This window comes from Flavipsychrobacter stenotrophus (genome assembly GCF_002954265.1).
Classification (GTDB): domain Bacteria; phylum Bacteroidota; class Bacteroidia; order Chitinophagales; family Chitinophagaceae; genus Flavipsychrobacter; species Flavipsychrobacter stenotrophus.
In genome coordinates, this window is record NZ_PPSL01000008.1 from 99986 (window position 1) to 114392 (window position 14407).

The 14407-nt window shown below is 46.3% G+C and carries 3 protein-coding genes; all 3 read left to right on the forward strand.

Going from position 1 to position 14407, the window contains the following annotated elements; all coding sequences use genetic code 11:
- The first annotated feature begins 113 nt into the window (after positions 1–113).
- The 3 genes from CJD36_RS21160 to CJD36_RS21170 all read left to right on the forward strand — a co-directional run bounded on the left by CJD36_RS21160 (position 114) and on the right by CJD36_RS21170 (position 14387).
- Positions 114–9473, forward strand: coding sequence for a DUF7948 domain-containing protein (locus CJD36_RS21160; protein ID WP_133162748.1), 9360 nt, complete (start codon positions 114–116; stop codon positions 9471–9473).
- A 218-nt stretch (positions 9474–9691) separates the two neighbouring features.
- A complete protein-coding gene (locus CJD36_RS21165) occupies positions 9692–12937 on the forward strand; it encodes a beta strand repeat-containing protein (RefSeq protein ID WP_105041209.1) in 3246 nt (1081 codons plus the stop codon).
- On the forward strand, positions 12930–14387 hold the full coding sequence (locus tag CJD36_RS21170; RefSeq protein ID WP_105041210.1) for a T9SS type A sorting domain-containing protein: 1458 nt from the start codon (positions 12930–12932) through the stop codon (positions 14385–14387). The genes CJD36_RS21165 and CJD36_RS21170 overlap by 8 nt, the downstream gene beginning before the upstream one ends.
- Positions 14388–14407 lie beyond the last annotated feature (20 nt).

The following is a 14407-nucleotide window of genomic DNA, read 5'->3' on the forward strand; positions in this document are numbered from 1 at the left end:
TTCCCTTTTTGCTAGAGGTTATGTTCATTTTAATTTTCTTTCCGGCGGATCGTCGGGTCTTTATATATAACAAATATATAACATGCAGTAACTTCCTTGTTAATATCTTTCTCATGAAAACACTTTCTTTATCTATAATAACCTTTGGGTTGGTGCTGTTGTCTTTTTTATGTAATGCAAAGGGCAATGATCTGTTAGTGGAAAACTATTCACAAAAATTATTACATCAGCCATTACTTTTTACTGAAAATAGCGGGCAGGCATACGACCAAAGCGGCAAGCTAAGGAATGATGTATTGTTTACAGGCCACAGAGGAGCCATGAGCTTTTGTTTGACAACCGTGGGTATTGAATATCAGTTTACAAAACTGGTCGGTGACAAAAACAGGAGAAGAAACGTGACTGTAAAAACCCATCGTTTTTCGCTGGAACTTGTTGGAGCCTCCAGGACGGCTTCAATAGTTAAACTCGGTAGAAGCAACTATACTGAAAACTTTTTTAGTGGTATGAACAGCAGTGGCATTACGGGTGTTGCTAGTTTTGAAAAGGTTGTATATCAGAACGTATACCCAAACGTTGACTGGGTGGTGTATAGTGCTGACGGGCATATAAAATATGATTTTGTGGTAAGACCCGGAGGTAATCCCGATCAGATACGGCTAAAAGTAAAAGATGCCTCGAGGGTCAGCATAACAAAAGATGGTGCATTACTAATGCAAACGCGTTTGGGTGAGGTAAATGAAGCCCCGCCCAGTAGCTTTGCAAGCGGCCGGAGTATACCAACAAAATTCAGGCTTTATGACAATAATATCATTGGCTTTGTCATTGCGTCGTACCCTGGTAATGCCACATTGACCATTGATCCAGCTGTAAGCTGGACTACATATTATGGCGGAACCGGTAATGAACAGGCCTATGGCTGTGCAACCGATGCATCTGGCAATGTATATCTATCCGGCACTTTAGCTACTAATGCGACGTCGCTGGCATCAGGTGGATACCAGATAACTTACGGAGGTGGTACTTCTGATGCGTTCCTTATAAAATTCAGGCCTGATGGCACAAGAGCCTGGGCAACTTATTATGGTGGTGCTGGTAATGAAACAACACCGTTGTGTGCGGTGGACAATTCAGGTAACGTTTATATGTGCGGTGGTACAACTACTACAGTGAGTGCCAGTATTGCAACATCGGGTGCATTTCAGACAGCCATCAGCGGCACAAGCGATTTGTTTCTGGCTAAGTTCGATGCTTCTGGTGTCCGCCTCTGGTCAACTTATTATGGTGCGAGCGGAGCGGAAGGAACCCCGACATGCTGCGTCGACGCATCTGGAAATGTATATTTATCCGGTACTACAGGAGCAGTTTCGATCACAAATCCCGGTAATATTGCTAACAACGGGAATCAGAATATACCATCGTCCGGAGGTACAGGAAATGATGTTTTCATTGCAAAATTTAATGCCTCCGGCGTTCGTCAGTGGGGTACTTACTTTGGAGGAGTCGGCAATGAAGTGATCGGTAATCACTCTTGTGCGGTAGACAATTCGGGTAATGTATACCTATGTGGATCAACTCCTTCAACACTTTCCATTGCAACGAGCGGCAGCTATCAGGCAACCTATGGTGGCGGTACAGGAGACGCCTTTCTTGCTAAATTCAACCCTTCTGGTGGTCCGGGGTCACTTTTATGGTGTACGTATTTTGGTGGCTTGATGACTGAAAGCACGGTGAATTGCGCAATGGACAATTCGGGAAATGTGTATCTCGCAGGATCAACAACTTCAACAAATAATATTGCCAGCAGTGCAACGGTAGCGCAACCTACATATGGTGGAGGCACTTCTGCCGACGCGTTTTTGGCCAAATTTACCACCAGCGGTACGTTGCTCTGGAGCACATATTACGGTGGATCGTTGGCCGATAATGCCAATGCCTGCGCTACCGCTTCTGATGGCAGCGTATACATATCTGGTAGTACGGCATCTACATCGGCAGTAGCTACCGGTGGTTTCCAGAACGTAAATGCAGGTTCTACTGACGCTTTAATTGTTAAGTTCAATTCAGCGGGAGCGCTGCAATGGGGTTCTTACCTTGGCGGGCCGGCGGCGGACGCAGCAAACGGGATTTTTGTAAGTAGTACGGATACAATATTTGTCTGCGGTTTTACTCAGAGCACTTCAGGCATAGCCACATCAAGTGCTTTTCAGGGAGCGTTCGGAGGGGTTTTAGACCAGTTCTTATCTAAAATATCAGATGGTACAGCAACCGCTCCCATAACAAGTATCACAACCGGTGCCATTTCAGGTACGTTATGCGCAAGTGGCGCATCCGTAAGTGTGCCATTTATTGCCACAGGCACCTTTGCGCCCGGCAATATTTTTACTGCACAGCTATCCGATGCTGCCGGTTCCTTTACCAGCTCATTGATCATAGGCACACTAGCCAGTACCACTTCAGGAGCTATTTCCGCAAATATTCCTGCAGCTACGCCTGCGGGAAGCGGGTATAGAATACGTGTGGTAAATAGTTTAACTATTGGAACTGATAATGGGTCTGATCTTGCGGTGACACCGCTGGCCGGTTCTATTTCAGGGCCACTTACACTTCTGCCCGGAGAGATCGTAACAGTAATCGTAACTGGTGCCGGCACAGGTGGAGCATGGTCAAGCACTTCTTCTTCGGTAGCATCTATAAACGTATCTTCAGGTGTTCTTATAGCAGCATCTACTGCTGCTGCATATAGCACCACTGATACATCCACAATTCAATACGCGGTTCCGGTAACCGGTTGTGGAACTGTTAGCTTTACAACCAGGGTAACAGTGAAACCCGCATTTACACCACGTAATCTGGTGGTTTACCAGGTTGCCGGTACTACAGAGGCGGCAGGTGCGGTTTCGTTGTTGGAATATACAACTACGGGTTCTTCGGTAAACACTGTAGTGCTTCCGTCGAGCGGTGCCGTTCAAATTACAGCTGGTGCCAGTCGTGTAGTTGAGGGACAAATGTCTCTGGACGCCGAGCAAACTCATCTTATTGTGCCAGGATTTGATGCAGCGGCAGGTACTGCCTCTCCACACGGTCAGTTGAGCGCAACATACAAAAGAGAGCTTTTTACAGTTGACCCGCAAAAAAGCGCTACACTAGCCTATAAGCAAGATGTTTATAACGTAAATGATATTAATGGCGCTACAGCAAATGGTTCAAACTATTTTGCATCAGGATCAGGCAGCAATGGTATAACGTTTATGAACACACCGGCAACTGTATACAGCAATAACTTTCTCAGGAATGTTCACATATTCAATGGTCAACTATATTGTTCAGGTCAATCTCCTGTAGGCATATCTGCAATCGGTTCTGGTATGCCAACTTCATCTGCCTCAGTATCGCTACTTAGTACATCGGGTCTTACTTTGTCTAGTCCGTACGCCTTCGCGATAAGCCCGGATGGTAACACGCTTTATGTTGCTGATGACGCTGCGGGAATATTCAAATATTCAAACGTGGCCGGTACGTTTGTTTTCCAATATAAGGTCACTACTACTACTTGCCGTGGACTGACGGTTGATTTTACTACGGTGCCTTTTATACTTTATGCAACAACGGCAAATTCGCCTGCCAACTCAGTCATTAAGATCACTGATAACGGTGCAAGTTCTACCATTATTACATTGGCCACTGCAACAAGCACCAATAATTTCCGGGGTGTTTCATTTACTCCGTCTCCATTTGTTAAGATTAAAGTGACGACGCCTGCTATCTGCTCCGGCAACCTCGACACGGTTATCATTTATGCTAATCCGGGCGCTACGGTTACTTATAGCAACGGTATTACTAATTCGTCAGTTACGATCGATGCAACGGGTATGGGGATTGTTAGTGTCTCGCCCACAAGTACAACAACCTATTCGCTCGTCAGTATTGCTACTTCTGTTGGAACGTTTCTGGCTATAGACAGTGCAACTGTGACAGTTAATCCGGGTGGTGCACCGGCTATTACAACCATACATTCGGACCCTACTGTTTGTGCCGGCAACCCACTGCACCTTAATACTGCAATAGCCTCGGGAGCCCTACCTTATACCTATACCTGGACAGGACCCGGATCTTTTACTACATCGTCTGCATCATCTGCTACAACAAACTCAGTAAATGTAACGTCGATACCGTCGGTGCCAGGGAATCCGGTATATACTCTGTCGGTAGTTGATGCCAATGGATGTCGCGCAACCGGCATAAATACGGTAACAACCACAGTTGGCTCGCCGGGTATCTATACTGTAACCGGTACCGGTGGTTATTGTTTGGGTGGTACGGGCATAATTATTGGGCTTAACGGTTCTCAATCGGGCACAAACTATCAATTGTATAGTGGCGCAACAGCGATAGGTAGTCCGGTTGCGGGCACAGGTAGTACACTTGCTTTTGCGGCGGTAACAGCTGCCGCCACCTACTCAGTTGCAGGAACAGACGGCGCGTCGGGCTGTAGTATTGGAATGTCTGGCTCAGCTACTGTTACCATATTGCCGCGTCCTGCTATCTTGTCCATTTCAGGAGAGGGTATTTTATGCGCAGGGTCTGCTTTGCATCTTACCTCTTCTATTTCGGCAACATCGCCGAGCTATAACTACACATGGAACGGGCCATCGTCTTACAGTAATTCAGCAACCTCAACCTTGCTTTCCAACTCCCTGACCATTACATCGGTACCGGCTACGCCAGCTACACAGGTCTATACACTGATAGTTACAGATGCTAATGGCTGTGATGCTACAGGTGTCAATACAGTAACTACTACCGTCAATCCGTCGCCAAATGCCGGTGCGATATCGGGTGCGGCATCGCTTATACCGGGGCAGATAAGTACGCTAATGTCTTCTGGAGACCCCGGAGGTGTATGGAGTATCAGTGCCCCTGCCTTTGCTACAGTTAGTCCCGGTGGTGTTATCACGGGGCTTTCGCAAGGTAGTGCAACTACCAGCTATAGTCTGTCAACAGGCAGTTGTTCGGTATTTGCAACTTTGCCTGTTGTGGTTAGCAATGCTTTTGCAAATGCGAATATTATTGTGCTTAAGCAAAATGGAAATTCGACATCATCTGCAAGTGTGTCGCTTATTGAATATACAACAAGCGGTGGGGCAATTGGTGCACTCAATTTTCCAACAGCATCGGGTAATGTTAAGCTCACACAGGCACCTGTAGGACATGTGCAGGAACAAGGATTTATGACACTGGATGCGGAAGGTACGCACATAATTGTTGCTGGTTTTGATACCACAGCGGGTGTTGCGGGTATAACTACTATTCCGGGGTTAGGTGTTCGTAAAGAGATACTGTCGGTCTTGCCATCTAAAGCCTATTCAAGAGTATCTGTAATACCGGGCACTACCTTGTTTTGTTATGATGATTATTCTTCAGCCACTGCATCGGGGAGTATCTATTATGGTGCCGGATGCTCTACGGGTACTCCCACAAGTGCGGGTACACAGTTAATGGGCGCAACCGCCAATACTCAGGTGTCAGCTACACCCAACAGCACACGGGTAAACAGCATATTTAATGGTCAGCTATACACCTCGTCTGTTGTGCCCTCGCCTGGTATTTACCAGGTAGGCACGGGTACTCCTACTGCTGCAGCTACATCAATACTGATTACATCGGGTGGGGGAAGTAGCCCTTATGCTTTTATGATCTCGCCTGATAGTAAAACAATGTATGTGGCAGATGACGTTGCGGGTATTCAGAAATTTACTAAAACAGGCGGTACCTATAATTTTTCATATAACGTTACTACCACCGCATGCCGTGGCCTTACGGCTGATTTTACTGTAGTGCCCTATATAATATATGCTACCACAGCCGCCACACCGGTAAATACAGTGATAAAGGTTGCAGACAACGGCGCGGGGTCATCTGTCACAACTCTTGCCGCAGGCACCGCTGCAGTTAAATTTAAGGGGGTAGTACTTGCACCTTCATCTAAGGCCGGGATAACCACCAATGCAACTACTTTGTGCTCCGGCAATCCAGACACAGTTACTTTTTATGGTAATCCGGGATCAGTTATCAATTATACCCGGAATGGGGTAGCGGCATCAATAATTATAAATAGTACCGGGGGTGGTTTTATTGTAGATACTTTGCCTGTTTCTACTACCTATTCTCTGGTGAGTATTGTTACCTCTTTGGGTACTTTTACTGCGTCAGGTAGTGTCACCGTAACCGTCAATCCTTCGCCTGTCATCTCTGCGCTTTCAGCTGCGGCGAATGTTTGCGCGGGAAGTGATCTTACACTTGCCTCCACACTTAGTTCTGGAGCGGCACCCTTTACTTATGTCTGGAGTGGCCCATCGGGTTATTCTTCTTCAATAGTCAGTTCCGCGACCAATTTATCCGTAGTAGTTTCTTCCGTTTCTGCAACGCCTGCAATCCATGTCTATTTATTGGTCGTTACAGATGTGAATGGTTGTTTTGCAACTGGTACCAATACAGTTACTACAGTAGTGAACGTTGCTCCATCATCCGTTACGGCTATAGCATCCGGTATTTCATTATGCACAGGCGCATCGCTGTCTTTAACAGGAACCGCAACCGGTGCAACCAACTATCACTGGTATGGGCCGGGTGCGTATGCTGCCGGTGTATTAAATCCACCGTCGCTTTCTGTTTCCATGCTTTCTTCAGGCGTTTATACGCTTTCTGCCGGCAGTATGTGCGGTACTATTACCGCCACCACGGCACCTGTAACAGTCAATAATTATCCAATAGTTTACAACGTGACCGGTGGTAACGGCTGCAGTGCGGCCGGCCTTGTTGCCGGTCTTGATGGCTCTCAGACATCTGATGTCAACTATCTTTTAAGAAGATTTCCATCTACTACTGTTGCTACATTCAGTGGTGCCACCGCACCAATCTCATTTGCAGCTGTTTCTGTTCCGGGTGTGTATAGGGTAGTGGCTATAGGCCCGGGTGGCTGCCAGTCAGATATGGCGGGAGCAGATACTGTGAATCAATCTCCTGCTATTGCTCTGGGAACGATAGGAGGAATATGTCAACCTGCAACTTCCCTACCTGTTAGTTTTAGTGGCGTTGTAGGTAGCCCGTCTGTTTATATTCTTGATTGGGATACGACAGCTAATGCTGCCGCTTTTACTGATATTGCAGCCACCCCGCTAAGTGGATCATCTATAACATTGGCTATTCCTTCGGCGGGCATGCCCGGCACATTCAATGGAAATTTAACGGTGTCTGACGGCCTTTGCGGCAGCACCGCTTACCCGGTTAATGTTGCTGTATACACAGATCCTTTCACGTTGGTTACAGGTATTAATCCGCCATGTTCAGGATATTCAGGTAGTATAGATTTCTCCGGATCGATAGGGACAGTTGTAGAATATTCTATTGATGGTGGTACTCCAGTGTCATTTACGTTTGCTGGTTCCGCATATTCTCTGTCAACAGGGGTTATGTCGATACCACATACTTATTATTTGATGGGTGCCCACAATCCTGCCTGCTCTGCAGTACTTTCGGATACTATAACTATAAGCCCAATTCACATGACATGGCTGGGTGCCTCTTCTGACTGGGACGATTCAACCAACTGGTCGTGTGGTTTTGTACCTGGTGTGTCTGACGATGTGTCGATAGGCACAGCAACTTTCGGGCCTTCGATTGTACTGTCTGGTGCTGCAAGAGATATTCAGTTAAACCCGGGCTCTGCATTGGTTATTGCCAGTGGCAGTCAGCTAGCGGTAAAAGGCACATTGATCAACAATAGCGCGGTGTCCGGTCAGGGCAAAATAGTATTGAATGGCCTGATACCTCAAATGATAAAGGGGAAAGGTAATATTTCCAATCTTGAGCTGGATAATATCGCTGGTGCTACAATAGACACAGGCGCACGTCTCGTGATCGGTACTACATTATTTGTAACCTCGGGTACACTAACTACTAACGATAGTCTTGAACTCGCATCAGGCGATTCGCTAAGTACGGCAAGGATAGCCGAATTGCCTCTTTCGGGTAGTTCAATATACGGAAAAGTAAAGGTAGACCAATACGTGCAGGGGCACTTTCGCAGGTATCGCTTCTGGAGTCACCCATTCAATTCTTCGCTATCGCTAAGCCAGTTGCAGCGATACATAGATATTACAGGCCCCGGAGGTGCCGGCAATGGATTTACCTCTACATCTAGTAATGCGCCATCCGCATTCAGGCTAGACCCTTATACAGAGAATGATACCCTGGGTTACGATCCAGGATGGAAGCCATTTACAAAGATCAATTCATCTGCCGCCGACAGCAATAAGATAAAGAGATTCCAGGGCATCCGTTTATTTATCAGGGGTACAAAAGGGGAGGGTCTTGGGTATCTGGGGTACTATGGTATGTATGACCCTTCGCCTGTAGTTGTAAAAATGTCCGGATACATTAATCAGGGATCACAAACGGTCTTTCTGGCACAGGGCTATGCTGATCCTTTACATCAGTCTTTCAACATGATAGGTAACCCTTACCCATCTCCGGTTGACATTGGTACTGTTCTTTACCATGCTGCACAAACAGGCAATGTACAAGGTGGCGCATTTTATGTCTGGGATCCTACATGGGGAGCCGGTGGAAACTTCGTGACAGTACCTATCGGTACTTCAACGCCAATTCCTTATAACATAGGGACCAATACCTGCTTTCAGGTGCGCGCAGCTCACAATGGCGACTCACTCAATTTTGTAGAAAGCGATAAGTCAGCTGCATACAATAATTATCTTTTCAAAATGCCTTCAGACTATCTGACGCTCTGCATTTACGACAGCAACTATCATATCTGGGATGCCCTTCATTTTCGGTTTGATGATAGTTCGACTGATGCCGAAGACAGTAAGTTTGATGCAGTAAAACAATTGAATGCTGATTTTGTATTCTACAGCCTTTCATCTGACAGTCGTAAAATGGCAATAGATGATCGTCCTTTCAGTGCGGGTAAAGTGATACCCCTTGGTATTGCGAGCGCATACAATCAGAACTTTATAATCAAGTCCGAAAATGTAGCGCTTCCTTCGGGGAATACTCTATTTCTGCATGACAAGCTATTGGAAAGGTTTACGGAATTAAAGCCGGGAGCTGAATATGGCTTTACAATCAACAAAGAAAAAGCATCACAGGGCGATGCAAGGTTTGAATTGGTGCTTAGGTCAGAATCGAGATCTGCAGATAATGATCTAAAGTTAACCATGATGCCTAACCCAGCATCTGAAGAGTTGAACATACTTTTCACTTCTACCAGGAATGAGCAGACAAGTGTAAGAATAATGGACCTGTCAGGTGTGAATATTTACAGTAAAGATTTGGGTATAACACAAGGTGGTATAGTAAACATACCCTTTAACAATGTCACATCTGGTATATACGTGGTAGAACTTACATCTGGTGCGAAGAAAGTAATACAAAAGTTATTGAAGGAATAGCGATTGCTGAAGCAGATAGCGGTAATTTATTTTATTAAATCATAAGTTAAAATACTTGTTCTTTTTGATCGTGTCATTGTAGATATTGTAATTGTTTGAAAATGAATATCTTAAAAAAAGGTACTGAAATCGTTTAATAATTCGATAATCATGCGTTAACAATGACCTGTTATTGGGGTAATACAATTGGTGGATTTTTGCCCAAAATAGACTCGGAGATGGGAAATAAGAATCTGTATTCATTACACGTGAAGGAAGACCGATCAGAGTGCAGGAAGACGAGAATAAGTTTTAGATGGAATAATTGCAGCGCTTTTAGGAACCTGCTTTTAGTTGCATTGCTTTTTGTTACAGTAAATCTGAGTGCACAAGTTGGTTTTAGTGGTTCTTACTTCGAGAATTTTAACTCATTTAGTTTAGGCACTGCCCCGTTGGGATGGTCTTACTCAGGAACTTTCAGGGGTACCGGTACCGGTACAAGTAATACAGGGGGGATATGGTGCTATGGAGCGGGATCTGATTGGTCAATGGGGTTGCTACATTCCGGCTCTGCCGGTATCATCTACATTACGGGTTCTTTTACAAATGCTACTGCATCTACAATTACAGCATTGACTATTTCTTATAATTTTGAGCAATGGAGATATGCTAACGGGTCGGGGTTAGTAGCAACAAGTGCAGGCGCCCTTGCAGGATCAAGCGCTACGATACAGGCTGCGTTGAGTGGCTCTGGATCTGCAAGTGGTTCGTCAGGTACGGTGACAACAACTCCCAAAACAGTATCGTTGACCGGACTTTCAATAGCACCGGGTGCTGCTTTTTCAATTACCTGGACCGTAGATGATCCTGGTGGCTCTGATAATGGAGTGTCCGTTGATGATTTCAGAATGTGCATTCCGAATGCCTCATTCCCCGTAACTGCAGCCAATACAACACCTGTAACCGCAGGTACTTCATTTACACTGTCAAGTACACCAACGGGAACTTATACACCATTCACGTATAGCTGGACAGGTCCCGCGGGCTCCGGTTTCAGCAGTACCAATCAAAACCCGTTTATCCCTGGTGCCGGAGTTACTGCCGCCTATGACGGCTCCTATACTGTCGTAGTGACTGATGCTAATTCTTGTACAGCTTCGGTTACTACTACCGCTACTGTTACTACGGTTAGTTGTACTGTACCACCTACGGCTGTGACTGCTACGCCTTCTTCAACTGCATTATGCAGTGGAGGGGTGCTTACGCTTACGGGAACTGCTACCGGAGGGGCTACTTATTCCTGGACAGGCCCAAATAGCTACTCATCTGTATTTCTAAATCCGCCTGCATTTTCAACCAGCACGGCCAGCTCAGGTATATATACCCTCGTAGCTACAAATGCCTGTGGCAGCACTACAGTTACAACTGCCTCTGTGACCGTTACAGCAGCACCCACAGCATTGCTTGCTACCGCATCTGCGACTACTCTGTGTGCTGGAACTTCCTTAACACTTACTGGATCAGCAACAGGTGCTACTTCTTTTGGCTGGTCCGGATCAAGTGGTTATTCATCTTCTGTTCAAAACCCGCCTGCGTTTGTTACGTCAGTTACATCTACTGGTATTTATACATTTACTGCTTCCAACAGTTGCGGAATTGCCACTACTACTACGGGGATGATAACGGTCATCACATTGCCTGCTGCAGTTTCTGCTGCAGTATCGGCTACTGGTGTTTGCGTTGGGGGCACACTTACGCTTAGTGGTACCTCTACGGGGGCGACTTCATATTCGTGGAGCGGACCAGGCAGTTATAGCGCTGCGGTGCTTAATCCTCCCGGGTTTGTTACTTCACCTACGTCGGGCGGGATATATACGCTTACTGCCACCAATATGTGCGGTAATACAACTGCAACCACGACTACCGTGACCATCCTAACCGTACCAACAACAGTAACAGCAGCATTGTCTGCCTCGGCACTATGCTTGGGTGATGCATTAACACTTACCGGTACTGCCATTGGCGCTACCACTTATTCGTGGAGCGGCCCGGGTACTTATTCTGCTGCAGTGCTTAATCCGCCTGTAATTACTACATCCACATCATCGGCAGGAGTGTATACACTGACAGCTACCAATGTATGCGGTAATACGACAGCAACAACAACAACTTTAACAGTTAACACGGTACCTACTGCAGTTGCAGCTACTGCAAACCCAACTACATTATGCAGAGGAGATGCATTAACATTGACAGGTGGCGCTACCAGCCCTATTACTACCACTTATTCCTGGAGTGGACCGGGCAGTTATTCATCTGCGGTGCAGAACCCACCAGCGATAATTACCGACGCATCATCGGCTGGAGTATATACAGTTACTGCAACCAATCTATGCGGTAGCGCTACCGCTACAACGGCTTCTGTTACTGTCAATACTGCGCCTATAGCCGTTACGGCGACTACATCTGCAACAACTTTGTGCAGCGGCAATGTGCTTACTCTTACCGGTACAGCCATCAGCCCTTTGAGTACTACCTATTCATGGAGCGGGCCAGACAGTTATTCTTCCGCAGTACTTAATCCAGCTGGCATCACCACCTCTACTATGTCGGCAGGTGTATATACACTAACAGCCACTAACATTTGCGGTAGTACCATTACTATGACATCATCTATTACTATCAATACTGTACCTTCGGCGGTTACGGCTACCGCATCTGCTCCGACCCTCTGTGCGGGCAATACGCTTACACTTACGGGTGTTGTAACTAATGCCACCAGTTACCAGTGGAATGGCCCCGACGGCTACCTATCTTCTAGCCTAAACCCGGCTGGTATTATCACTACAACTCTGTCCTCGGGTATATACACACTTACCGCAACCAATAGCTGTGGCAATACCTTTGGAATTACTGCTCCTGTAACTGTAAACGATGTGCCTCAGTCAATAACTGCAACACCATCTGCCACGGTAATATGCAGCGGGTCTGCACTTACCCTTACCGGTACCGCTGTAAGTGCTCTGGCCACCACTTATGGATGGGCGGGACCAGATAGTTATACGTCGACAGATCTGAACCCTGCCGGTATTATCACTACCACTTTATCGGCCGGCATTTATACATTTACAGCTACCAACAGCTGCGGCAGTTCAGTTGCTACAACGTCTTCTATAATCATTCGCACCGTACCAACTGCTGTGACCGCAACTGCATTGCCAACAACACTCTGCAGTGGCAGTACGTTATCGCTCACAGGCACTGCTACCAGCCCCATCGCAATATCGTATTCATGGTCGGGCCCTAATAGTTATACTTCTACTTTGCTTAACCCCACACCTTTTATAACTTCTACACTATCTGCAGGCGTATATACGCTTACTGCTAACAATGTTTGTGGCAGCGCCATCGCCATTACATCTTCTGTTACTGTTAATACCGCCCCAACATTAGTAACGGCTACAGCTTCATCCATCGTTGTGTAGCGGGGCTCCGCTGACACTTACCGGTGCTGCTGCCAGCCCCATAACTACTACTTATTTTTGGACGGGTCCAGATGGTTATTCTTCATCAGTACTCAATCCTGTCAGTTTAATTACCAGCTCTTTATCTGCCGGTGTGTACACGCTGACAACCACAAATGTATGTGGTAGTACTTCTGCGAATACAGGATCTGTAAATGTTATCAGCACACCAACGTCGGTATCCGCAAGTGCAGTGACCAGTTCTCTTTGTACAGGTGCAACTTTGTCTCTTATTGGAGCTGCTACGGGAGCTACCAGCTATTTCTGGTCAGGGCCCGGTGGCTACAGTGCTGGTCTGCTTAATCCGGCTTCTTTCGTCACTACTGCTGGTTCGTCCGGTGTTTATACCCTAACTGTTGGTAACAGTTGTTTTACTGTCACTGCAACCACGTCTGTTATTTTAACTCCCTTGCCGGCAATGGCAGCCATCACCGGCACAACTACAGTATGCGCTGGCAGTAATACTACTCTTTCCGATGTTGTGCCTGGGGGAGTGTGGAGTAGTGGTGATTTGGCAATTGCTACAGTGAGTGGAGTAGGTGCTGTATTTGGAGTTGCCGCCGGTAGTGCTATTATTTCCTACGCTACAACTAATTCTTGCGGTACTGCATTAGCCACAACAACTGTTACTGTTGTTCCAATTCCAACATTTATACCTATTGCCGGTTCATCGTTGATCTGCCAAAGCAGTACCGCATTATACACTAATGGGATACCTGGTGGTACATGGTCCAGCAGTAATCCTGCCATAGCGACTATTGATGTCACGGGGGTAGTCACAGGCACGAATGTGGGTAATGCAGTAATCTCTTACACTGTAAATAATGGCTGCGGTGCTCCGACTACCGACACTCTTGCAATAAGTATTATTACATTACCAGACGCCGGCAACATCTTTGGCCCGGTGCGTCTGTGTATGAGTGACACTATAAGGTTGTATAATTATACGACGGGTGGTACCTGGTATTTGGCCAATAACCATGCTTCAATAACTTCGATAGGAGGTCTTGTAACTGGTATCACATCGGGAGTTGATACAGCCTATTATGTGTTGAACAATACCTGCGGAACAGATACTGCCCGGTTTGCGTTCTATATATATACGCCGGCGCAATGCGCAGCACTGGGTGTAGCACCGATCGCAGCTGATGGCATCAGCTGTGGTATCTATCCAAACCCCAACACTGGTTCATTTACATTGTCGGGTTCATGGATACCGGGAGACAATGAAGCAATAGTAGAAATATTAGATCTGCTGGGTCAGGTAGTGTACAAAAAATCCTTCATCTTAAGTAACGGGAAGATTGATGAACAGGTGCAATTAGACCATAATTTTACTTCAGGGTTGTATTTGGTACATATCAATTCTGTCAATGCACACCAGGTCATTCGTTGTACCATTAGTCAATAGGTTAAGATGAGCAAAAATAT

What these genes read in the sequence shown, in the direction of transcription:
- CJD36_RS21160 (WP_133162748.1), top strand. Translation starts at nt 114, where the DNA reads ATGAAAACACTTTCTTTATCTATAATAACCTTTGGGTTGGTGCTGTTG.
- CJD36_RS21165 (WP_105041209.1), top strand. Translation starts at nt 9,692, where the DNA reads ATGGGAAATAAGAATCTGTATTCATTACACGTGAAGGAAGACCGATCA.